This is a genomic window from Bacillus cereus group sp. MYBK101-2 (genome assembly GCF_051918845.1).
In the GTDB taxonomy this organism is placed as follows: Bacteria; Bacillota; Bacilli; order Bacillales; family Bacillaceae_G; genus Bacillus_A; species Bacillus_A paranthracis.
Genome location: NZ_JBQAIE010000017.1, coordinates 72,174 through 96,009, shown reverse-complemented (window position 1 = coordinate 96,009; position 23,836 = coordinate 72,174). Strand labels below are relative to the sequence as shown.

The following is a 23,836-nucleotide window of genomic DNA, read 5'->3' as shown; positions in this document are numbered from 1 at the left end:
GTAGTTGACGAGGTGGGGTTTATCGAGATTTCGGCGGATGGCTCCCGGTTGTTCATCACAACCGCAAGCTTTTACTTAAATCATTAAGGTGACTTAGTGGACAAAGGTGAAAGTGTGATGAGAGAAAAGGAACGGATACAAACTAGCTGTATAAGTATATACGGACTTAAACCCAATCGAGAGGAAGGTGAAAGCCGTTACAAGCTTACAGGGCTAGCAATATGTAATCCGTTTTTTAGTATAAATAAAAATGGTATCGGACTATGTCGTTACATGTTCGCAGAGCAGTGTAAGCATTTGTAACGGCGACTAAACATGTGTGGAATCGTAGGATTTATTGGAGAGCAAGATGCAAAGGAAATTTTATTAAAAGGTTTAGAAAAGCTAGAATATCGTGGATATGATTCAGCAGGTATTGCAGTACAAGCAGAGAACGGTGTTGTTGTATACAAAGAAAAAGGCCGTATTGCAAAACTTCGCGAAATCGTAGATGAGAACGTAGCAACAAGCGTGGGGATCGGTCACACACGCTGGGCTACACATGGTGTTCCGAGCAAAGTAAACGCGCATCCGCATCAAAGTACATCAAAGCGTTTTACACTAGTTCATAACGGTGTAATTGAAAACTATGAGTTAGTGAAGAAGGAATATTTACAAGATGTAACGTTCGTAAGTGAAACGGATACAGAGGTTATCGTACAGCTTATGGAACAACAAGTGAGCACAGGACTAAGTGTAGAAGAAGCGTTCCGTAATACGCTATCTCTTTTACATGGCTCTTATGCAATCGGATTACTTGATGCTGAAAATCCAAACATGATTTATGTTGCTAAAAACAAAAGCCCGCTATTAGTAGGTGTTGGTGACAACTTTAATGTTGTGGCGAGCGACGCTATGGCGATGTTACAAGTTACAGATCAATTTATTGAATTAATGGATAAAGAAATTGTAATTGTAACGAAAGAAAGTATTACAATTAAAAACTTACAAGGTGAAACGATTGAACGTGCACCGTTTACAGCGGAATTAGACGCAAGTGATATTGAAAAAGGAACATACCCTCATTTCATGCTTAAAGAAATCGATGAGCAACCACTTGTTATCCGTAATATAATTCAAAAGTACCAAGATGAAAATGGCGAGATTGAATTAGATCAAGATATCCGCAATGCGATTTTAGATAGCGATCGTATTTACATCATTGCATGTGGAACAAGTTATCATGCAGGTCTTGTTGGAAAACAATTTATCGAGAAGTTTGCAAAAATGCCAGTTGAAGTGCATGTAGCAAGTGAATTCTCTTATAACATGCCATTATTAACAGAAAGACCATTCTTCATTTACATTTCACAAAGTGGTGAAACAGCTGATAGCCGTGCAGTACTTGTACAAACAAATGAAATGGGTCATAAAGCATTAACAATTACAAACGTACCTGGTTCTACACTTTCTCGTGAAGCAGATTATACACTTCCGTTATACGCGGGACCAGAAATCGCCGTTGCATCAACGAAAGCTTACACAGCACAGCTTGCAGTACTTTCAATTTTAGCTGCAGATATTGCTAAAGCAAAAGGTGAAATTCTTGGTTTTGACTTAACACACGAACTAGGACTTGTAGCAAATGCAATGGTACAACTTTGTGATCAAAAAGAAGAAATGGACGCATTAGCAAAACAATTTTTAGCAACAACTCGTAACTGTTTCTTCATCGGACGTAGCGTAGACTTCTACGTAGGTTTAGAAGGCGCGTTAAAACTAAAAGAAATCTCTTACATCCAAGCAGAAGGATTTGCTGGAGGAGAATTAAAACACGGTACAATCGCCTTAATCGAAAATGGTACACCAGTTATCGCACTTGCTACACAAGAGCACGTAAACCTTGGAATTCGTGGTAACGTGAAAGAAGTAGTAGCACGAGGAGCTAACCCATGTATCATCTCAATGAAAGGCTTAGAAATGGAAGGTGACAGCTTCGTATTACCAGCTGTACATGAAGCACTAGCACCGTTAGTAGCAGTTATTCCATTACAACTTATCTCATACTACGCAGCACTTCACCGTGAGTGTGACGTTGATAAGCCACGTAACTTAGCTAAGTCTGTTACGGTTGAGTAGGAGATTAGTAGGTTAGTAAATATAGTTGTGGATTTGAAATAAAGTCGCGATGTTTTAAAAAAAGTTGTGATGCTTCACCCCTTTAGATATGATTATCTAAAGGGGTGTTTTTATGTCTAAAAGAAAAAGAACACCTGAAATTGAAAAGTGGATAAAAGAAGGTCGTGGTTCAGGTATCGGTATAAATTATAAAACATGGCTGAAAATTCAAGATGTATCCTCTCTAGGTCGTTCAACTCGTTTAAAAGGAATAAAAATGAGTAGGTAACATGAATTTTTATCGGATTTAGAACAAAAACATTTTTATTTAAATGAATATTAAGATTTTATTAAGAGAGAAATTGTTTAAGAGGTTATTGAAGTGAGGAAATATCCGAAAGTTTATTTTGAGAGATCTGTCAATTTTTATTCTGAATATTATAAAAAAGAGTTGTTTTGTAATAAAATTAGAGTAGATTTAAATAGCATTTACTGATGAATTGCATTAATTTGTAAAGATGAATAAATTTCAAAATAATTGTACTTTACTTGAAGGTATGATGGTGAAAACGGGTGCGAAAAAAGCTTGGTCAACAGTAGCGGGGTGGTTTAATTAACATGCAAAAAAATATAGATTTTAATAAGAAAGCTTTTGAATACTATATGGCTGTTTATGCTGCACAGGATATAAGATCGACCATTATTACTCTTGTTATTGGGATAGCAGACATATTTGTTCTTGCGCCTGCTTTTGCGAATCCTTTTCGATTATTGTATGTATATATAGTGGCTCCTCCGATTATCTTTTTGAACTTATGGGCGATATGGATTATTATCAATCCTCGGAAACGGCAATTACAATACACTCTATTTCGAGGAGTATTTGGTATCGTATGTTCAGTAGGATTATTGGTTATAGCTCAAAAATTTGCATATGAAATGTTAGAATTACAAACGCCAATTTATTTTATTTTTTCATTTGGTTTATATAGTTTTGCTTTGTATCATTATTATAAAAATCATATTAAAAAACTTCAGGAACCAAGAAAAAAGTCAAAATCATCGAAAGGAATGGGGGGCATAGGAGCAGTTGCTTTTGTAGGATTAGGGCAACTTATTGCTAACATCAGTCTTGGTTTTGCAACACAACAGATGGTGGCAATTGTATTAATGTGTGTATACTCAATGCTTTCGCTTATTTTGTTTCATTTCATTATGGAACTTCATAGATATTATTATTTACGGAAGCATATAGAAAGTGGAGGGAAAACACATAGAGCCTTTTAAAGAGGGTTTGTTGAACCTTGATTATATAATTGCATTCCTCTTTTGGATAAGAAACCATTTTGATTAGACTTTTTCAAAATGGTTTCTTTTTATTCATCATAGAATACGGTTTAACACAATATTTTTAATCAAACTTTATTTTAAAGCCACACATTGCTTTTTCTTATGGTAAATTTGTTTCTTAGTTATTTCCTGCATTTTATATCGTTCACCAATTATGTAATGTTAAGGGAGATGACAAAAGAAAGGAAGAATGTACAAATGAGTATAGTAAAAAACGGAACATTGCAAGTAATTGGAGCAAGCATCTATTATGAGGTGCGTGGCTCGGGTCCAATTCTTCTTTTGATTCATGGTGGGGGTGGTGATGCCGACAAGTTCCATAATATCGCCGACCATCTTGCTAAGTGGTATACCGTTGTTACTTACGATCGTCGTGGTCATTCCCGTAGCAATCTCGTCAATAAAAATGAGGATTACCATGTGCACACGCATAGCGAAGATGCTCATCGGTTGCTAGCTAATCTGACCAAAGAACCGGCTTATGTATTCGGAAGTAGTTCTGGTGCTGTTATCGGACTTGATTTGTGCATACGTCATCCTGAGCAGGTACAGTTACTAATTCCACACGAACCGGTTTTATTACAACTTTTATCTGAAAATGAGTTGAAGCAGGCTATAAATTTCATGGAAGACCTTAAAGGGAATCATCAAAGTGAGGTCATGAAGTTATTGTCAAATATTGATGATAGTAATTCCGAACCATCGAAGGATATGCTAACAGAGCGACTACTTGGCAATTCGATGTATTTCACTGAGTATGAAATCCCGGGAATTCTCAGCTATACTTTAAATATCGATGCATTAAAGTCCCTATTAAAACCTGCATCGATACAGGTACGTCCAGCTGGTGGAAGTATTTCAAGAGAAACTTTTCCTTATCATTGCGCATTCAACTTAGCAGAACACCTCGGAACAGAATTCACAGAGTTTCCAGGACATCATGTGGGTTATAACACAGTGCATCATAAAGAGTTTGCTGAGAGGTTACATGATGTTATTGAGAATTAATCGGGAAGCTATCAATGAGCAATGTATAAACACAATAGCGCGAATAGATATTCATGGAGTTACAAGACAATACGTAATTTAGGGTTTTGTCTATATGTCTAAATTAATTTCAAAGCATCAGCAGAATATGAACAACTAAAAAAGCAGCTACCTCTCCATTTAAAGGTAGCTGCTTCTTTTTACATAGATTCTATAATTATTTGTCTTTCATACCACTTGTTTCGTTTTCCATTTCCTAAATCTTCTTTATCAACAATAATAGTTTTGGGGTGACTTGATTTGTTAGCTTAATAATTATGGGATTTCCTCTAATAGAACCAACGCGAACAATAAAAGCGCTTGCATAATTAAAAATCCGAGTTATAATACTTGTATACAAGTATACTTGATTAACACGAGGTGGATTTATGACGAAATCAATGGAATTTCTTTATCCTGAAAAATGGCTTTCAAAAGCTTCTACAGGTGATCGTGTTGCGAGCGAATTGAGAATGCGCATTATTGCAGGTGCAATTGAAAGCGGTACCATCCTGTCAGAAAATAAAATAGCTGCCGATTTTTCTGTAAGTCGGTCACCCGTTCGTGAAGCATTAAAATTACTAGCTTCTGAAAATATTATTCGCTTAGAAAGAATGGGCGCAGTTGTCATTGGTTTAACCGAGAAAGAAATTGAAGAAATATATGATGTTCGTTTACTTATAGAAACGTTTATCTTTGAGCGACTTGGAAAGATGGACACAAATGATTTAGTAAGAGAACTAAATAAAATAATGGAAATGATGAAAATCGCCATTAAGTATCATGATTCTGATGAATTTTCTTATCAAGATCTCTTATTCCATGAAACGATTATTCGAACCATTGAGCATTCCTACATCCTGATGATTTGGAATAATTTAAAGCCTGTTATGGAAAGCTTAATCCTTTTATCAATGCGTACTCGTTTCAAGGAAAAGTACGAAGACTTTGAACGGATTATTAAAAATCATGAGCTTTATATAAAAGCAATCGAATCAAAAGATCGAGCCCTCATGATTAAGGCCTTACATCAAAACTTTGATGATGTTCAAGGGAAAGTCGAAGACCTCTGGATGTCACAACAAATGTTATCTAAAGGAGTTGAGCAAGGACATGAGTAGCTATATGTTAGGTATAGATATCGGTACAACAAGTACGAAAGCAGTTTTATTTACTGAAAAAGGCGAAGTCATTCAAACTGAGAATATTGGTTATCCACTTCGCACACCGGATATATCCACAGCGGAACAAGATCCAGAAGAGATTTTTCAAGCAGTTTTACAAGCAATATCAAATATAACGAAACAGCATTCAGATAAAAACCCATCGTTTATTTCATTTAGCAGTGCTATGCATAGTGTCATTGCCATGGATGAAAATGATCAGCCGCTGACACCTTGTATCACTTGGGCAGATAATCGCAGTGAAGCATGGGCACATAAAATCAAAGATGAACTGAATGGCCATGCAGTTTATAGACGAACAGGAACACCTATTCACCCAATGTCACCATTAAGTAAAATTACATGGATTGTGAATGACCATCCGGAAATTGCTATTAGAACGAAAAAATATATTGGAATCAAAGAATATATCTTCAAAAAATTCTTTGATCAATATGTTGTTGATCATTCCATCGCCTCGTGCATGGGTATGATGAACTTAAAAACGCTAGATTGGGATGAGGAAGCTTTAAAAATTGCTGGTATAACATCAGCTCAATTATCTAAACTCGTACCAACCACCAAAATATTCAGCAACTGCAATCCAGATTTAGCCCAAAAGATTGGTATCGATTCCCAAACGTCGTTTGTCATTGGTGCCAGTGATGGGGTGCTTTCTAATCTAGGTGTGAACGCAATTCGGAAAGGGGAGATTGCTGTCACAATTGGAACAAGTGGTGCTATTCGGACCATCATTGATAAACCACAAACAGATAAAAAAGGAAGAATATTTTGTTATGCCTTAACCGAAAAACATTGGGTAATTGGTGGACCGGTAAACAATGGAGGGATGGTCCTTCGCTGGATTCGTGATGAACTTGCTTCATCAGAAGTAGAAACTGCGAAAAGACTAGGAATTGATCCATACGATGTATTAACTAAAATAGCAGAACGCGTGAGACCTGGTGCAGACGGATTATTATTCCATCCGTACCTCGCAGGGGAACGTGCACCATTATGGAATCCAGATGTACGTGGCTCCTTCTTCGGTTTAACGATGTCACATAAAAAGGAACATATGATTCGTGCAGCTTTAGAAGGTGTTATATATAATTTATACACTGTATTTTTAGCATTAACAGAATGCATGGATGGTCCTGTAACTCGTATTCAAGCAACAGGCGGCTTCGCAAGGTCTGACGTTTGGCGACAGATGATGTCCGATATTTTCGCATCTGAAGTCGTTGTTCCAAAGAGCTACGAAAGCTCTTGTCTAGGTGCATGTATATTAGGTCTCTATGCCACAGGAAAAATTGATTCTTTTGAAATCGTTTCCGAAATGGTTGGCAGTACCTACAAACATACACCGAAAGAAGAAGCAACAAAAGAATACAGACAATTACTGCCTATATTTATTAACCTATCAAGGGCGCTAGAAGACGATTATACACGAATTGCAAATTATCAAAGAAATTTAATAAAGTAAAACTTTCATCAGTAATCTCCCATGCCTCGCTTCTATCTAAATCTCGAGGTGGTGGGGGCCTTACTGCCCACGAATAGCGGGATCAATACAAATACAGCTAAGATTAGGGGGGAACTACGATGCCATTAGTCATTGTAGCAATTGGGATTTTAGCATTACTTTTACTGATTATGCGCTTTAAATTAAATACCTTTATTTCATTAATCATTGTATCCGTCGGGGTTGCGTTAGCACTTAGAATGCCACCAGAAAAGATTTTTAAAACCATTGAAGCGGGATTAGGTGGAACACTTGGGCACTTAGCACTCGTTTTTGGACTTGGTGCGATGTTAGGTAAGTTGCTTTCAGATTCTGGGGGGGCACAACGCATTGCCATGACCCTTGTGAAAAAATTTGGTGAAAAGAACATTCAATGGGCTGTTGTGACTGCCTCATTTATTATCGGGATTGCATTATTTTTTGAAGTAGGATTAGTATTATTAATTCCGATTGTATTTGCAATTTCAAGAGAATTAAAAGTTTCTATCTTATATCTCGGTATTTCGATGGCAGCTGCTTTATCTGTAACACACGGATTTTTACCACCACACCCAGGACCAACTGCTATCGCTGGTGAATTGCATGCAAACATCGGTGAAGTATTACTTTACGGTTTTATGATAGCGGTTCCAACAGTTGTGTTAGCTGGACCTGTATTTACTAAACTTGCAAAAAAACTAGTACCTGAGGCGTTCACAAAAACCGGTAATATACAATCATTAGGTGAGCAGAAAGTATTTAAACTTGAAGAAACCCCTGGTTTTGGAATCAGTGTTTTTACCGCTTTACTGCCTGTTCTTTTAATGGCAGTCGCTACAATTATTACTTTGTTGCAAAAAACAATGGGATTCAAAGATAATAGTTTACTAGCAACGATCGAGTTTATTGGGAATGCGGATACTGCCATGTTGATATCCTTACTAGTTGCGATCTATACAATGGGATTGGCAAGAAATATTCCAATCAAAAACGTGATGGAATCTTGTACAACAGCGATCTCGAATATTGGGATGATGCTCTTAATTATTGGTGGAGGCGGCGCTTTCAAACAAGTATTAATTGATGGCGGCGTTGGTAACTATGTAGCCGAATTATTCAAAGGAACTTCATTATCACCGATCTTGCTCGCATGGATTATCGCTGCCATCTTACGTATTTCATTGGGGTCTGCTACGGTTGCTGCATTAACAACTGTCGGTTTAGTGATTCCGATGTTAGGTCAATCTGATGTTAACCTTGCTTTAGTTGTCCTTGCAACAGGGGCTGGTAGTTTAATTGCTTCACACGTGAACGATGCTGGTTTCTGGATGTTCAAAGAGTACTTTGGTTTAAGCATGAAAGAAACATTTGCAACATGGACTTTACTTGAGACTATCGTTTCTGTAGCCGGATTAGGGTTTACTTTATTATTAAGTTTATTTGTATAGATCTTTCTAAACAGTAAAAGGGATACGGAAGCTGTTTAATGTGATTTTTCATGATTGATTAATAAGGATGAAAATTTCTCTTTATTTTTTAACTTGATAGTGATGTGCCGTGTCCCTTTAACCTTTTGCACGAATACTGGCAGAGCCTATTGAAATGAAAAAGTTGGATTATTTGATTAAAATGTTATTTTAGGTATATATACTATAATACAGAGTAACATACATGGAAAGGAACGATAGAATATGGAAAAGTTACAAATTGGAGTTGTTGGTGTGGGCGTTATGGGAAAAAGCCTTGCACTTAACTTTGAGAGTAAAGGGTATTCTGTTGCCCTATATGATATTTCAAAGGAAAAAGTTGATGAAACCATTGAGGAAAACCGTGGTAAAAACTTAGTTGGTACTCATATAGTTGAAGAGTTTGTTAACTCACTCGAATCACCTAGAAAGATTTTATTAATGGTTAATGCGGGAGAAATTACAGATAAAGCGATTGATTCTCTAGTCCCTCACCTCGATAAAGGTGATATTTTAATTGACGGTGGTAATACATACTTTGTCGATACAATTCGCCGAAACAAACGTCTTGCCGAAGAAGGAATCAATTTCATCGGGGCAGGTGTGTCAGGCGGCGAAGAGGGTGCATTGAAGGGACCATCTATTATGCCCGGCGGACAGAAGGATGCATACGAAAAAGTAAAGGATATGCTTGAAAACATCTCTGCAAAAGTGAATAACGAGCCTTGCTGTTCTTATATCGGACCTAATGGGGCAGGACACTATGTAAAGATGGTTCACAATGGTATTGAGTATGGAGATATGCAATTAATTTGTGAAGCATATTTCTTCTTGAAACAAACACTAGATTTGACTGCAGAAGAGTTCCATGAAATATTTGCTGAATGGAATAAAGGTGAACTGAACAGCTATTTAATTGAGATTACAGCCGATATTTTCAAGAAGAAAGATGAAGAAACTGGTAAGCCATTAGTGGATGTTATTCTTGATACTGCAGGACAAAAGGGTACAGGGAAATGGACAAGTCAAAGCGCACTTGATTTAGGTATCTCTCTGCCTATTATCACGGAATCTGTATTTGCACGTTGCATTTCTGCTTTAAAAGAAGAGCGTGTGAACGCAAGTAAAGTTTTATCTGGCCCTAAAGATAAAACAGCAATTGGAGTTGAAAAAGCCGAATTAATTGAAGCGGTGCGTCAAGCTTTATATATGAGTAAAATTTGTTCTTATGCACAAGGATTCACGCAGTTGAAGGCAGCTTCTGAGGAATATGATTGGAACCTTGATTTTGGCAGCATTTCTATGCTTTGGAGAGGCGGATGTATTATCCGTGCTGCCTTTTTACAGAACATTAAAGAGGCTTATGAGGCTAACATTGACCTACCGAACCTTTTACTTGATCCATACTTTAAAGAAATTGTAGAGTCATATCAAGGTGGATTACGCCAAATTATCTCAATGGCGGTACAACAGGGCATTCCGATACCTGCATTTTCAGCAGCAATTTCTTATTATGACAGCTATCGTACTGCCAAACTACCTGCAAACTTGTTGCAAGCGCAGCGCGATTATTTTGGAGCGCATACGTATAAACGAGTAGATAAAGAAGGTACATTCCATACAAAATGGATATAAAATAAAAAATGGACTAAGATTAAATTCTTAGTCCATTTTTTATTCCACAATTCGTAGGCTATAAGACTCCCACTGATGGAAGTTCACTTTAAACGAATGTATGAATCAAAATGCGTTTATTTTTCCCATTTAGATGAAAACCACATAATCTTTAATTTGAGTGGATAGAACCCTATAGATTAAAGTTTTACTTTATCAGATGCACTTTTATTTATCTGAATTTTCCGTTACTATTTTAAGTATCCGTGAACAATTTACTTTATTATGACAAAAAGAGACGAGAGATTTATGGACATTACAAGGGGGCATATTGATGAAAGTGAGTGAAAAAACATATTTAAGTATAGAAGATATTATTTCATTACCGGCCGTATCAAGTACAAACATAAGTGATGATGGCAAAAACGTAGCATTTGTTAAGAGGACAGCTAACTGGAAAGACAATACATATAGAAATCATGTATGGATATATGAAAAAGGTAAAGGGCAAAATTATCCATTAACAAATGGGGATATAGATAGTACATGCCCGTTATGGTCTCCAAATTCTAGGGATATTGCATACCTTAGTCCTGGTGGTAATGGGAAAAATCAAATCTTCGTTAAGTCATTAGATGGTTATGGTGGGGTGCAAATTACTGATGAGGAAGAAGGGATCAGTACATTCAAATGGGATCATACTGGTAAAGGTTTTTATTATATTACACAGTCAAAAGAATGTGAGGAAATAAAGAAACGTAAGGAGCTATATGGAGATTTTCAACATGTAGGTAAGGAACATCAAAATAATTGTTTATGCTACATTGAAATAGAAAAAGTGATACAAAATGATAAAGAGGAACGAGAGATTAACGGTGTTTATCAATTAACTGATGGTAAGGAGTTTTATATCCATGACTTTGATATTTCAAATGATGGGAAAAAAGTTGTATGTATGGCTACACCAAGCCTAAACGATTATATGAATGGTGATCTATATATATTAGATGTTGAAGCTGAGGAACTGCAAAAGATGAATGTAGATAAGTTGTTGGGCGGGAGCATTTGCTTTTCTCCTGAGGGCAGCAAAATATGTTACTCAGCAAGCATAAGAGAGAAGGATTACTATAGAAACCATATACAAGATAGTACATTAGAGATATATGATATGAATACGAGAGAGGTAATTCAACCTTTAACAAATTTTGATAGTACGGTTATGCCATTACAGTGGACAGCTAAAGGTATTTTAATTAGATGGCAGGATAAAACGAATTATCGTATTGGATTACTAGCTGAAGATGGCACTGTGGAAGCATTAAGTGACAACATAGATGGCTTTATAATGGATGCCTCTATAACAAGGGATGGCAATCATATAACCTATAATAAGGCTATAACAAATGAAACCTTTGAAATCTATTTGGATGATAAAAAAATAACGAATGAAAATAGCTTTTTCGAAGACAAGCTTAAAAGCAACAGGGAAATCATCTCATGGCAAAGTAGTGATGGTCTTAAAATAGAGGGTGTTTTATCAACACCAGTAGAGTTTGATACAAATAAAAAATATCCTTTATTAGTAGTAATTCACGGAGGTCCGGCTTGGGCATCCTTTCCGATATTTTCAGACTGCTTCAATGAGAAATATCCGATTGAACAGTTTGTTGAAAAAGGCTTTATCGTTTTAGAGCCAAACTATAGAGGAAGTTCTGGTTATGGTAATGAATTTTTAAAAGCGAACTACAGAAAACAAGGACTTGCTGATTACGATGATGTTATATCTGGAGTGGATGAACTAGTTGAAAAAGGGATTGTAGATAAAGATAGAGTAGGAGTTATGGGATGGAGTAACGGAGGATATATATCAGCTTTCTGTTCTACATTTAGTAGCAGATTTAAGGCAATTTCAGTTGGGGGCGGAATTACGAACTGGAGTACTCATTACGTAAATACAGATATCCCTTACTTCATTAGGATGCATTTAGGAAATACTCCATGGAATGATCCAGATATATATACGAAAACATCACCAATGACGTATATTAAATCAGCTTGTACGCCTACCTTAATCCAACATGGCGAAAAGGATGCAAGAATTCCAGTTACAAATGCATATGAGCTACATCAAGGATTAAGGGATATGGAAGTTGATACAGAATTAATGATATTTAAAGGAATGGCATATAGTCCTGATCAGCCAGGAATGAATGTAGCTATTATGAAGCAGAATTTGATGTGGTTTTCACATTATATTCTTGGAGAAAGTATGGAGGGTTTTAGTACTATATAATGGATATCCGCACAGGGATTATTCGTTGTGCAATCGGGCCAGATTGTTGTAAACTGCAAGTAAACCATTATTGAGAAGATTTAAGTGGTTATAAGGAAGCTTAATTCGGAGGACGAATATGACAGAGAATAAAAATGAGTTATCTGTAGAACGACGTGAAGAACTATTAAAAGTATTACAAGCCCGTTTTGAGAAAAACATGAACCGCCATGAAGGCCTTGAATGGGCTAAAGTTGAAGCGAAGCTGGCTACTAATAATGAAAAATTGTGGTCACTTAATGAAATGGAAGTAACAGGCGGTGAGCCGGATGTTGTTGGTTATGATGAAGAGAAGGACGAATATACTTTCTATGATTGTTCAAAGGAGAGTCCTAAAGGCCGTAGAAGCCTTTGTTATGATCTTGAAGCGTTAGAATCAAGAAAGAAGCATAAACCAGAAAATAACGCTATTGATGTGGCAGCCGCTATGGGTATTGAACTATTAACTGAAGAACAATATCGAGAGTTACAACAACTTGGAGATTTTGATATGAAATCATCAAGCTGGGTACAAACACCTTTAGATATTAGAGAACTCGGTGGTGCGCTATTTTGCGATTATCGCTTCGGGCATGTTTTCGTGTATCACAATGGGGCAGATTCTTATTATGCTGCCAGAGGTTTTCGTGGCTCGTTAAGAGTTTAAATTTGGAGTAAATAAAAAAGAGCCTATACGCAGGCTCTTTTTCTTATTTATATTTTAAGAGTAAACCGTTACTACGCAGTTTTACTTAATTTATATGTTCCGTGGTTGTTTTTACGGAAAATTTTTGGGAAAACATAGCCATCTAATCCAATACGTCCAGCGTTCTGTCCTGCAACTAAAATGAACATAGTCAAAATAAGCAGGTTTGGATTTACACTAACAGTTCCGCTTAATAAAAATGAAAGATTCATTATGATTGCGAAAAATGCAGCTGTTTTTGTTAATCCACCTAAAATCAAACCTAGACCTACTAAAATTTCTCCCCATTGAACTAAAAAGCTAAATAGGTCTGCGTTTGGAAGGACAAAATGTTGAAGAAAATCTGCCCACCAACTTTGCACTGCAGGATGGTCACCTGATGCTTGAGCAATAGCGCCCTTTAGAAAACCACTTGCGTCAAAAGATTGTCCAAAGACTTTGCCTATTCCAGCAGCGAGCCATGTATACCCTATGTAAAGTCGTAAAAATAATAATATGAAAGTAGCACGTTTATCAGTTCTTAAAAAATTGATAACCATTGAAATCCCTCCAATATTGTATTTACAAGTTTATTATATATCCATTGTGAAAAAATTCACAATGGATATAATGTGAACAAATTTATGATTTTTTATTTATAAAATTGCACATAAAATATTGTGAAGTTTATTTTTGAAAATTAAGCAATAAATGAGAGATGGGAGCTATCTATTGTAGCGGATAGCTCCCGTAGTAAACAGGTTCATGTATGTTCTTTAAGTTCATCTGGGGGTTCCTTATTATTTCTCTGGTTTTATATAAGGAACAATTGGTGCAGTAACCCCTACAGAAGCACCACGAATAAATTCTTGATTTTCTAATGCCTTAAAGTTTTCCGTTTTTCCTGTTAGCATAACACCTAAAATTTTCACTTGATCGAATGGTTTGCCCTTGTTTGATTTTAAAAACTTTTGGATATCTTCGTGATATCCATCGTCATCGTATTGTTTAAGTGAATCAACGAACTCTTTGTACGCTTCTTTAGGAGAATTGTCTGGATTGAATCCGTAAACGGGCATACCAGCAGGTCCTTTGCTTTCATCTCCAATTGGTGAGGTCATATATAACCATACAATGTTTAAGTTGTCTGGAATTTTTTCTTTAATTTCTTGTAGTGTGTAGGGCTGATTGAAAGAGATAGCAACTTCGGCAACATAGTTGTTCATTTGTGAAACTTCTCCTAATTCATTTTGGACATCATCAAAATAGTCCTTAATAGCAGGATTATAAAATGTTGCAAATTTATTCTTTGTTTGTTTATCATACTCATAAAACTCTGTATTGGACCTAGACCAATAAAAACCAGGCGTTAATTCATTGGAATCAATATTGATACGGATCCAACCATAGGAGCTTGTTAATGTGTTCCATGGGACGATATAACCATTAATATTTTTGGAACGATTTGATATAATATTGCCGCCAAACATAGATGAATTACTCGTTACTTGAGAATCAATTTGTACATTTGGTTCTGCAATTGCATTATGTAAAAATAGTTGTTCGTGAAGTTTCGTAGAACTTTTGGCTGCGAAGTAATTGCCCACCTTATAAATGATAGGGATAAGTATGATGACAACGATAATAGAAGTAATGATGATTTTAAGTAACTGTTTCCTTTTAGCTTTTTTTAATGCATCTTTTAAAGAAGTATCCATTAAGGTTTTCCTCCTACTGTAGAATGAATTGTTTTACGTGCGCGATGTAACTTTTGTTTGACGCTGTTTACTCGAATATCTAGTATTAGTGCGATTTCTTCGTATGTAAAATCGTAATAATACTTTAAAAAGAAGGCTTCTTTGTATTCTAGTTTTATATCTTTTAATAGATAGAAAATCTCATCTTTATTTAAAACAGCATCTAATTCTCGGTCTGTATATTGTAGTTTTGAATAAATCTCTTCAGTTAAATAGATGTTTTGCTGCTCTTTTTTTCTCTTCAAGTCAATGTATTCGTTTAATGCAACCCTAAAAAACCATGGACGTATGTTATTCTCTGTTAGGTCATCTAGCAACGTATATACTTTATAGAAAGTATTTTGGATGATGTCTTCTGCGTCTTCTTTTATAGCCCCTTTCGCTAGTAATAGTTTGAACACTTCCTCCCCTAAATTGATAAGATAGGAGGTCAATATATTTTCTTTTCCCATCATTTTTCCTCCCTATACTTATACAACGAATAGGTAATCATAAATGTATACACTTAAATGAAAGTTTTGTTCTTGATACAAATAGAAAAGGCATATAACAATCATATGTTATATGCCTTTTCTATTATATATTTAGTAATTTATTTAGGTAATGTAAATTTAGCTTTTTTACCTTGTGAAATATCTTTAGCTTCTTTATTTCTCATAGGTCCTAACTCAATCTCAAAGCTTTTGTCTTTCCAAATCTTCTCATACTGCTCTTGATCTAAAATAAATACTTGCAGTAACTCTCCAGATGTTCCCGTTTTGACTGCAGCGTTATAGTCGTAATTTAGTAGCATACCTTCATTAATCGTATATTGTGTACCATCATTCACTCTCAATGTAGAGCTTATAGGAGATAGTGAAACGTCTTGAGTATCTTTGTTATCAAGCTTGAATTTCACTGTTAATAGAACAATACCATTTTTGAAATTTGCAAAGCGTGGAGCTTCGACGGAATTTGGTGTGAATTGAGTAAATTGGTATCCGTCTAATGTAACATGAACAGCACCTAATTCTTGGCTGCTATTAATACTTGATTTCTCTTTTAACATTTTTTTATCGCCCATGTTATTAGCCGTAGCTTTATCTTGGTAGAAAGTTTTATCTGTTGCAACCTTCTCAGCACCTTGTTTATTTAAACTTAATGAAAAGCTTCCAGGGCTTCCGATTGGAGCATCGAATTTTCCTTTATTAGCTTGTGCAGTTGGGACTGTGACTGAGACTGTTGAGAGACTTGAAATTTTTTCTAGATCATCTTTTCCGAATGGATACGCGATATAACCAGAAATAGTTTCTCCTGCTTTTACTAAGTAATCATTCGTTGGAGCAAGCTTAGTTGGTAGCTGATCTTCTTTTGGAATTAAGTCTTTATAGTTACTATATACTTTCTGAGCACCAGTAAATGACATGTCCAATGCTGGCATATAATAAATATCTTTAGCTGAACTATTTTTTACGCTATAGTTCACAAGAATAACTCCGCCCTCTGTTTGACGGTTAAATGGAATGTTAAAGTCCGTATGGAATCCATTTAATTCAACTAATGTATAACTATTCATTGATACTGAAACATCTTCAGATTTATAGACTTGTGGTTCCTTATTTTCAAAAAGAACTTTTGTTTTACCACCTGTTTCTTTTTCCATGTAGGAAATAAGTTTAGAATAATCGCTGGAGCTAGTAGCGGTATTTTCCGTCTTTTTATCTTCAGTTTTCTTGTTTTCGGATTTTTTATCTTCAGGTTTATTTTCTTTCGTCGTATCCGTTTTTTCTGTTTTGCTTTCTTTTGTTGCATTCTCTTTTTGTTCTTTATTTGTCGTATCGCTTTGACCACAGCCGGTTATTACAAAAGCTGCTACGATTATTGTAGAAAATAAAGAAAGTAATTTTTTTGACATGTTTCTTCCCCCTATTTGTATAAAACTAAACTCTCACATTAGCCCCACGTTTTATTATAAGAAGGCTAGTCAATATTTACCAGTGTTTTTTCTAATTATTTCCATTATTTAAATATTATAATATAATAAATTTGATAGAAGTTTGGAATGGAATATTGGTTTTTATTTTTTATCATTTAAAATATTACATCATATTGTTAAGATAGAAATAGAGGTATATGGAAAGGAGACAAGGACTCAATATGTGGATGAACTTGTAATGATTAGAAATTAGATAGATGAATTTTTCTCTCATAAGTGAGGGGTTATTTAGCTATCTGTAAATCATGCAAGGATTGCATATTTGGCTTGTGCATCCCCTTTGTAAGGATAGATACGTATGTGGGGAAATTCATATCTCTTATATAAAATATGCGTCCTTTAAAATTGGAGGAGTATATGATGAATCAATTAAAACATAAAGTAGCAGTTGTTACAGGTGTAAGTCGTCTAGATGGTATAGGTGCAGCAACTTGTAAAGAATTAGCTGAAGCAGGATACGATATATTTTTTACATATTGGACAGCTTACGATAAAGAGATGCCTTGGGGCGTTGATCAAAGTGAACAAATACAATTACAAGAAGAGTTACTAAAAAATGGTGTGAAAGTATCGAGTATGGAGTTAGATTTAACTCAGAATGATGCACCGAAAGAGCTTATAAATAAAGTTACTGAACAACTAGGCTACCCCCATATATTAATTAATAATGCAGCATATTCTACGAATAATGATTTCTCTAATTTGACTGCTGAAGAACTGGATAAGCATTACATGGTAAACGTTCGTGCGACTACATTGTTAAGTAGTCAATTTGCCAGAGGATTTGATAAGAAATCTGGTGGTAGAATTGTGAATATGACGTCGGGACAATTCCAAGGGCCTATGGCGGGAGAACTAGCGTATGCAACAACGAAGGGAGCTATTGATGCTCTAACTAGTACGTTGTCAGCAGAAGTAGCTCATTTAGGAATAACAGTGAATGCAATTAACCCAGGTCCAACCGATACAGGCTGGATGACTGAAGAGATAAAGCAAGGATTAAAACCGATGTTTCCATTTGGTAGAATTGGTGAACCAAAGGATGCAGCAAGACTTATTAAGTTTTTAGTAAGTGAAGAAGCGGAATGGATTACTGGACAAGTTATTCATTCAGAAGGTGGATTCAAAAGGTAAAAAGAAGGTATCTCACCCTGGTGAGATACCTTCTTTTTTAATCCTTATATATTTTATTTTAAGGTAATCGAAACATTTCCTTTTTTATGCCCTTTTTCCACATACATATGAGCTTCAGCAATTTCTTCTAATCGGTAAGTTCTATCAATAACAGGTTTTAAATGTTCTGTTTCAGTTAGTTTTTTTAGTAGAATCATATCCTCTTTACTTACCTTTGCCATCATTCCATTCACAGATACATATTTTCCATTGGGTGTTAATGTATTTGTACAAAGGGATTTTTTATACTTCCCAACTGCATCAAATATAATATCGTAGCGCTCGCACCCCTTAGTAAAATCTTCTTTCGTATAATCAATTACTTTATCAGCCCCTAAAGATTGAACGAGTTCAAAATTTGAATTACTACAAACAGCCGTAACGGTCGTACCAAAATATTTAGCGAGTTGTATGGCAGCTGTTCCTACTGATCCAGAGGCACCATATATGAGAACTTGTTGCCCCTTTTTTATCCGGCCTTTTCTCAGAAAATGCAACGCTGAAGTTCCACCAAAAGGAATAACTGCCGCTTCTTCATACGTTACATTGGTAGGTTTTAATGTTATTAATCCACTTTCATGCACGCATGTGTATTCGGCATAACCACCAAGATTGAGTTCTGTTAATGCAAAAATTTGATCCCCTTTTTTAAATTGAGTTACATCTGTCCCAATATCCTCTATCTCTCCTGCTAATTCTACGCCAAGTATAGGGTTTCTCGGTTTTCTAAGTCCTAATATAAGTCGCATAGGAATCCAAAATAATAGAGGGCTATTAAATCCGCGTATTTTACAATCTCCAGTCGATACACTTGTTGCGTGAATTTTAACTAATACTTCGTTCTTTTTAGGTATAGGTTTCTCTATATTTTGAAGCTGAAGAACGTTAGGTGGTCCATACTGTGTGCAAATGATCGCCTTCATAATGTCCTCCTGAAATGAGTTGTCGTTATTTACATCATATTTAAAATCTTTATTAAACATGTCGCTATATAGCGAGTATAGATTAAAAATTATATAGATTTCATAGGAAAAGAGGTGATATTATTTTGGGAAAGGGGGCAACAGTATGAAAAAAATTATTTTTGTTTCAAGTTTAGTACTTGCAATCAGTCTAGGGGTAGGGTGTAGTAATGAGAAAACAGCAAAGACGGATGAGCCGAAAAAAGAATCCGTTCAAAAAGAAAAGGAATTAACGGCGAAAGATGTTTTCAAGAAAACGAATGAAGCTTTTAAAAATGAAGAACATGTAACGATGACATATGGTGTAGGGGTAAAAGCTGAGGGGACAGAGATGGATATATTAAAGGCTAAGATGCAATTAGAGCCAAAGACAAAGAATTCTCGTTCTGAAATGAATATTTCCGGTACAGATGTTGTAGTGTATACTGTGGATGGTAAAGTTGCTGGTGAGGTAAAAAACCCTAATACAGGAGAAGTTATAACCGTACCAGAGGAGCAATTAAACGCTGGTGGAATGAAAGCGACTCAAGATATTATAGATAAATTAGAAGTACCGGAAGTAGTTTTAGATAAAATGAAGCTGGAGAAAAGCGGAGATAAATATAAACTGAAATTTACATTAAAAGGGCAAGAAACAGAAAGTATGTTAACTAGCATGGATGAAACGCAGAAGAAAATGTTACAAGCACAAAATGCGAAGATAGAAGAAGTGGATGCAGAATATATCATTACAAAAGATTTTAAATATGAATCAGCAAAGATAGACATGATTATGAGTAGTAATGGCAAGGATAAAGCACACATTATTACGAACGCAAAATATACGTCGTATGAAAAGTTTGACCCAATACAATTGCCAGCAGCAAAGTAACAGTTTTGATAAGGAGGGACCTAAAATAAGGTCCCTCTTTTTTGTATTCTTTCTTCATAGGAAAATAGGTACAATATAAAGAGGAAAAGATGTAGAAGAGGAGAGTGTCATTTGAAAAAAAGAAAGATAGCGGTGGTCATTGTAGCATATACAGTGTTGCTTGCAACGTCTGTACATACATATAAAAAACAACTCGATCATCCTATTATGAGTGATGTAGGTAAATTGCTTCCGACAAAAATAAAACGTGTTGAAAGTGCTACTGATGAGCAATCGTTAATAAAATTAGTGCAAGATGCGAATGTTTCTGGAGAGAAGATTTCTATTGCTGGTATGCAACATAGTCAGGGCGGGCAGACGTATTATCCACATGGTACGATGCTTGATATGAAAGGGTATAATAAAATATTAGAATTTGATCCAGAGAAGAAGCGCATTACAGTTCAAAGTGGTGTCACGTGGAATGATATTCAGAAGAAAATAAATCCATATGGTCTTGCAGTTCAAGTTATGCAATCTCAAAATATTTTTACGGTTGGCGGTTCATTAAGTGTAAATGTACATGGTCGTGATATTCGTCATGAAGCATTGATTGATACAGTAGAGTCGTTTAGATTGCTAATGGCGGATGGTACGGTGCGTAATGTAAGTAGAGAAGAGAATGCAGATTTATTTCCTTACGTCATTGGCGGTTACGGGTTATTTGGTGTCATTTTAGATGTGACCTTAAAGTTAACAAATGATGAATTATATGAAACGCATACGAAAATGCTAGATTATAAAGAATACACGTCTTATTTCAAAGAAAAAGTGAAAAAAGATGCTAATGTTCGTATGCACTTAGCTCGTATTTCTGTTGCTCCAAATTCATTCTTAAGAGAAATGTATGTGACAGATTATACATTGGCACAAAATCAAAATATGAGGGAAGAGTATAGTGAACTAAAAGAAGAAACTATTATAGCAGCGCCGAAATTTTTACTTGGATTATCACGTTATAGTGATTGGGGAAAGAATACGTTTTGGGATATACAAAGAAGTTATTTTGAACGTACAGATGGAAAGTATGAGACGCGAAATAATGTTATGAGGTCAGATAGTGCCTTTATGGAATATGAAAACCCGAATAGGACAGAGGTGTTACAAGAATATTTTGTGCCTATAGATTCTTTTACGGAATACATAGATGATTTACGTAACGTATTAAATGAAGAAGAGTTTAATTTGCTCAATATTACGATTCGTTACGTGGAAAAGAATGAAAATGCAGTTTTATCCTATGCGAAAGATGATATGTTTGCACTGGTTCTTTTAATTAATCAAGGGCGTTCTGAAAATGAGATAAAGAAAACAGAGGATGTTATTCAGAAGATGATTGATGTTACGTTAAAGCATAACGGTAGTTATTATTTACCGTATTATTCTTATCCAACGAAAGAGCAGTTAAAGAGAGCATATCCTCGTATAGAAGAGTTTCTTCAGAAGAAAAAAGAAGTGGATCCAAAAGAGAGATTTGTGAATTTATTTTATAGGGAGTATACGAAATGACATATAGAAGATTTGTAGCTTCACAAAGCATCATTATGATGGCAGGAAGTATGGTATTTCCTTTTTACATTCTATTGCTTCGGAATGTTGGAAATAGCTTCTCACAGTTTGGCTGGGCATATGGCTTATTTGCCTTAACTTCAGCTCTAGTATATCCGTTAGTTGGAAGAATCTCTGATAGAGTAGGTGATAGAAAGTTACTAATTATATACGCCTGGTCTATGGCAATATTAATGCTTTGTTTTTCTATTGCAACAGAAGTATGGCATGTATACATTCTTCAAATTTTAATGGGTATTTTAGGGGCTGTGCAGCGTAATACGGAGAAGACTTCGTTAGCACGAAAAGTTGTACAAGAAAATGCTGGTTATGAGATTGGAAAATATCATGTGTGGACATCGATTGGAGGAGCAGTAGCAATTATTGCAACAGGATATTTAGTAGATTTCTTTACGATCGGCACGATTTTTTATATTGCATCTATCTTATATGTAGTGAGCGGAGTTGTATTAAGTAGTAAAAAAATATAACAATTCCCATTTTTACCTGAATAACCTTTATTTGTTATACTAAAGAGGAAGACAAAAGAAAAGGGGACATTGCCTTTGATGAAATTTTTAATTTTAGCTATTCTCACTTTGTTTTTGATTCCATGGACAAGAAGAAGCGGTAGTAAACTTCGAGCAGTGGATAAGAAAGGGGATGAGAAGGTTGTAAAGGGTAAGAAATCATCTATTTTAGTTATTCCAGTTTTATTTTGGATAGGTATTGCAATCTATGAATATTTTTGGCTAATTGATGATCGAGCAGATTCAATTCTTACTCATTATTCTGTTGCAGTAGCGATTTTAATTGGGCTTGTTTTATTTTCCCAAGATCAAATAGGTAAATTAAAAGGTACGTTAAAAGGACTTCTAATGCTTGTTTTACTTGCAAGTTACGGCTACTTTGGTTATTTGTACGATATAGTAATCTCGCAAAAGAAATATGATTCTGTTGTAAAGGTAGAGAAAGATATTTCAGAGCCATTTACTGAAAATGATCAGCCATTTACAGTGCCGCCAAAGACAGCGGAGAATAAGATGAAAAAAGTATTTGGGGATATTCCGAAAGTAGCTTATTTTGAGCTAGGAGAATTAACGCCACAAATGGTAAATGGCGAGGCTTTATATGTAGCACCGATTGAAGTTTCAGGATTTTTTAAAGCACGTAAAGCTGAGACAATTCCAGGGTACGTCACGATGTCAGGTACGAATCCTGATGCAGAAGCAAAGCTGCACCTTGGTTATAAAATGAAATACGTGCCAAGCATGTTTTTCGGAAATAATTTAGAGCGTGTGGTAAGGCAAGCAGAACCAAATTTAATCTTTAAAGGAAAACCTAAATTTGAAGTGGATGATAAAGGGAAACCGTATTATACAATGACGTACGGTGAATTTATTTCAGGAAGATCTGGATTTGAGGTAGAGGGCGTTGTAGTAGTAGATGCACAAACAGGCGAAGTGAAAAGATACGATAAAGGAAAGGCACCTAAATTTGTTGATGGCGTATTAAATCACGAGACTGCATCTACGTTAAATACGTACTTCGGTAAATATATTCACGGATTTTGGAATACAAAATTCTCGCAAACTGATATGAAGATCCCGACTGAGTGGGGAACGAAAGAAGGAGTTACACCGATTTTCGGTAAGGATGGAACACTATATTACTTTACTGATTTCACTTCTCCGAAAGAAGGAGTAGATTCTGCGTTAGGTTACTCACTCATTGATGCGCGTACAGGTAAGTTGTATTACTATAATGGAAAAGAAGTAAAGGGAATTATGGATGGTTCGGCTGCTTCGGAAGTCGTGGATAATTCCTTTAAGAGAGAAAAGTGGCATGGAACAATGCCGGTTATTTATAACGTGTACGGTAAACCTTCTTGGATTGTACCTGTTATTGATGATGGAGGGTTAGTACGTGCCCATACTGTTATCTATGCTTCTAATGCGAAAATATTTGCAACAGGTTCGACGCAAAAAGAAGCGCTTGAGAATTATAAAAATGCGCTGAGTGGAAGCGGAGATTCATTTAGACCGACTTCAAATGGAAAAGAGGCGCAAAAAGAAGGCGTTGTACAACGTGTATATAAAGAAAAATCAGGTGAAAATACAATCGTGTACGTACTGTTAGAGAATGAACAAAAAGTATTTATGATACCTGTGAAGAAATTCCCATATGCTATGTTTACAGAAGTGGGAGATCCAATTCAAATCACATATTTAGATACAGGAGAGGCGATGTCTTCCGTATCCAAATTTAAAAATAGTAATTTGAACAAGTAAAGCG

20 protein-coding genes and 1 pseudogene are annotated in these 23,836 nt (G+C 35.6%); 16 read left to right on the top strand and 5 right to left on the bottom strand.

Going from position 1 to position 23,836, the window contains the following annotated elements; genetic code table 11:
* Positions 1-117 precede the first annotated feature (117 nt).
* The 11 genes and pseudogenes from ACTFSI_RS23995 (at position 118) to ACTFSI_RS23945 (ending at position 13,198) form a co-directional block, all read left to right on the top strand.
* Positions 118-303 (top strand): hypothetical protein, encoded by a 186-nt coding sequence (locus ACTFSI_RS23995; RefSeq protein WP_001208183.1) that lies wholly within the window; start codon positions 118-120, stop codon positions 301-303.
* Between the two features lie 12 nt (positions 304-315).
* Positions 316-2,118 carry a glutamine--fructose-6-phosphate transaminase (isomerizing) gene (gene glmS / locus ACTFSI_RS23990; protein ID WP_440045686.1) on the top strand — a complete coding sequence of 601 codons (1,803 nt, stop codon included), beginning with the start codon at positions 316-318 and terminating at the stop codon, positions 2,116-2,118.
* Between the two features lie 112 nt (positions 2,119-2,230).
* A pseudogene (locus tag ACTFSI_RS23985) lies at positions 2,231-2,383 on the top strand (transposase); the annotation flags it as partial.
* Between the two features lie 332 nt (positions 2,384-2,715).
* Positions 2,716-3,384, top strand: coding sequence for a hypothetical protein (locus tag ACTFSI_RS23980; protein WP_001171286.1), 669 nt, complete (start codon positions 2,716-2,718; stop codon positions 3,382-3,384).
* Positions 3,385-3,645: 261 nt separating this feature from the next.
* Positions 3,646-4,455 carry an alpha/beta fold hydrolase gene (locus ACTFSI_RS23975; protein ID WP_044790562.1) on the top strand — a complete coding sequence of 270 codons (810 nt, stop codon included), beginning with the start codon at positions 3,646-3,648 and terminating at the stop codon, positions 4,453-4,455.
* Between the two features lie 407 nt (positions 4,456-4,862).
* Positions 4,863-5,594: a gluconate operon transcriptional repressor GntR gene (gene gntR / locus ACTFSI_RS23970; protein WP_000167471.1), complete on the top strand. Its 732-nt coding sequence runs from the start codon at positions 4,863-4,865 to the stop codon at positions 5,592-5,594.
* Positions 5,587-7,122 (top strand): gluconokinase, encoded by a 1,536-nt coding sequence (gene gntK, locus ACTFSI_RS23965; RefSeq protein ID WP_000100548.1) that lies wholly within the window; start codon positions 5,587-5,589, stop codon positions 7,120-7,122. Before gntR ends, gntK begins: the two co-directional genes overlap by 8 nt.
* A 119-nt stretch (positions 7,123-7,241) precedes the next feature.
* A complete protein-coding gene (gene gntP, locus ACTFSI_RS23960; RefSeq protein WP_044790563.1) occupies positions 7,242-8,588 on the top strand; it encodes a gluconate permease GntP in 1,347 nt (448 codons plus the stop codon).
* 243 nt (positions 8,589-8,831) lie between these two features.
* Entirely contained in the window at positions 8,832-10,241 is a 1,410-nt protein-coding gene (gene gndA / locus ACTFSI_RS23955) for an NADP-dependent phosphogluconate dehydrogenase (protein WP_138322573.1), read from the top strand.
* Between the two features lie 313 nt (positions 10,242-10,554).
* The gene (locus ACTFSI_RS23950; RefSeq protein ID WP_440045685.1) at positions 10,555-12,513 is read left to right on the top strand and encodes a S9 family peptidase; all 1,959 of its coding nucleotides are present in this window, start codon (positions 10,555-10,557) and stop codon (positions 12,511-12,513) included.
* A gap of 118 nt (positions 12,514-12,631) precedes the next feature.
* Positions 12,632-13,198 (top strand): DUF4256 domain-containing protein, encoded by a 567-nt coding sequence (locus ACTFSI_RS23945; protein ID WP_044790565.1) that lies wholly within the window; start codon positions 12,632-12,634, stop codon positions 13,196-13,198.
* 71 nt (positions 13,199-13,269) lie between these two features.
* On the opposite strand, the gene ACTFSI_RS23940 is transcribed toward ACTFSI_RS23945, so the two are convergent.
* From ACTFSI_RS23940 to ACTFSI_RS23925, 4 genes are all read right to left on the bottom strand, one after another.
* A complete protein-coding gene (locus tag ACTFSI_RS23940) occupies positions 13,270-13,776 on the bottom strand; it encodes a DoxX family membrane protein (protein ID WP_044790566.1) in 507 nt (168 codons plus the stop codon).
* 240 nt (positions 13,777-14,016) lie between these two features.
* Positions 14,017-14,934 carry a sigma factor regulator N-terminal domain-containing protein gene (locus ACTFSI_RS23935; protein WP_044790567.1) on the bottom strand — a complete coding sequence of 306 codons (918 nt, stop codon included), beginning with the start codon at positions 14,932-14,934 and terminating at the stop codon, positions 14,017-14,019.
* Positions 14,934-15,425: an RNA polymerase sigma factor gene (locus tag ACTFSI_RS23930; RefSeq protein WP_000514137.1), complete on the bottom strand. Its 492-nt coding sequence runs from the start codon at positions 15,423-15,425 to the stop codon at positions 14,934-14,936. Before ACTFSI_RS23930 ends, ACTFSI_RS23935 begins: the two co-directional genes overlap by 1 nt.
* A gap of 140 nt (positions 15,426-15,565) precedes the next feature.
* Positions 15,566-16,867, bottom strand: a complete 1,302-nt coding sequence (locus ACTFSI_RS23925; protein ID WP_138322571.1) for a DUF5068 domain-containing protein — start codon at positions 16,865-16,867, stop codon at positions 15,566-15,568.
* 438 nt (positions 16,868-17,305) lie between these two features.
* Here ACTFSI_RS23925 and ACTFSI_RS23920 point away from each other — a divergent pair, with 438 nt between their 5' ends.
* The gene (locus ACTFSI_RS23920; protein WP_041184059.1) at positions 17,306-18,082 is read left to right on the top strand and encodes an SDR family oxidoreductase; all 777 of its coding nucleotides are present in this window, start codon (positions 17,306-17,308) and stop codon (positions 18,080-18,082) included.
* Between the two features lie 53 nt (positions 18,083-18,135).
* Here the strand turns inward: ACTFSI_RS23920 and ACTFSI_RS23915 are convergent, their stop codons facing one another.
* On the bottom strand, positions 18,136-19,044 hold the full coding sequence (locus tag ACTFSI_RS23915) for an NAD(P)-dependent alcohol dehydrogenase (protein WP_197225440.1): 909 nt from the start codon (positions 19,042-19,044) through the stop codon (positions 18,136-18,138).
* 145 nt (positions 19,045-19,189) lie between these two features.
* On the opposite strand from ACTFSI_RS23915, the gene ACTFSI_RS23910 reads away from it, so the two are divergent.
* The 4 genes from ACTFSI_RS23910 (at position 19,190) to ACTFSI_RS23895 (ending at position 23,832) form a co-directional block, all read left to right on the top strand.
* A complete protein-coding gene (locus ACTFSI_RS23910; protein ID WP_000720093.1) occupies positions 19,190-19,954 on the top strand; it encodes a DUF6612 family protein in 765 nt (254 codons plus the stop codon).
* A 111-nt stretch (positions 19,955-20,065) separates the two neighbouring features.
* Positions 20,066-21,502 carry an FAD-binding oxidoreductase gene (locus ACTFSI_RS23905; RefSeq protein WP_138322569.1) on the top strand — a complete coding sequence of 479 codons (1,437 nt, stop codon included), beginning with the start codon at positions 20,066-20,068 and terminating at the stop codon, positions 21,500-21,502.
* Positions 21,499-22,032, top strand: a complete 534-nt coding sequence (locus tag ACTFSI_RS23900) for an MFS transporter (RefSeq protein ID WP_138322568.1) — start codon at positions 21,499-21,501, stop codon at positions 22,030-22,032. Before ACTFSI_RS23905 ends, ACTFSI_RS23900 begins: the two co-directional genes overlap by 4 nt.
* A gap of 78 nt (positions 22,033-22,110) precedes the next feature.
* The gene (locus tag ACTFSI_RS23895; RefSeq protein ID WP_440045687.1) at positions 22,111-23,832 is read left to right on the top strand and encodes a DUF3981 domain-containing protein; all 1,722 of its coding nucleotides are present in this window, start codon (positions 22,111-22,113) and stop codon (positions 23,830-23,832) included.
* The last annotated feature ends 4 nt before the right edge of the window (positions 23,833-23,836 follow it).